This is a genomic window from Chryseobacterium sp. SIMBA_029 (assembly GCF_046535275.1).
Classification (GTDB): Bacteria; Bacteroidota; Bacteroidia; order Flavobacteriales; family Weeksellaceae; genus Chryseobacterium.
Genome location: NZ_JAWRXA010000552.1, coordinates 1 through 257 on the forward strand (window position 1 = coordinate 1; position 257 = coordinate 257).

The 257-nt window shown below is 59.5% G+C and carries 1 protein-coding gene; it reads left to right on the top strand.

All coding sequences use genetic code 11. The features are described 5' to 3' along the window. Positions 1–257 (top strand): nucleoside-diphosphate sugar epimerase/dehydratase (locus tag SB679_RS25195; RefSeq protein WP_410705058.1); only part of this gene is annotated, 257 nt, incomplete at both ends.

The following is a 257-nucleotide window of genomic DNA, read 5'->3' on the forward strand; positions in this document are numbered from 1 at the left end:
GGTGTGCGGGGATCTCGAAGTCAAGACGGTTCTTCTCGCTCTTCCACAAATCGATCGCAGCCGGCGCAACGAAATCATCGAGCGCCTACGCTCGGCGAAGGTCGCCGTGCGGACGGTTCCCGATATCAGCGCGCTGGCAACCGGTCAGGCAAAGTTGACGGATCTTCAAGACCTGGATGTCGAGGACCTTCTGGGGCGCACGGCCGTCAAACCGAATACCGGATTGCTGGAACATAACGTTCGCGATCGGATCGTCC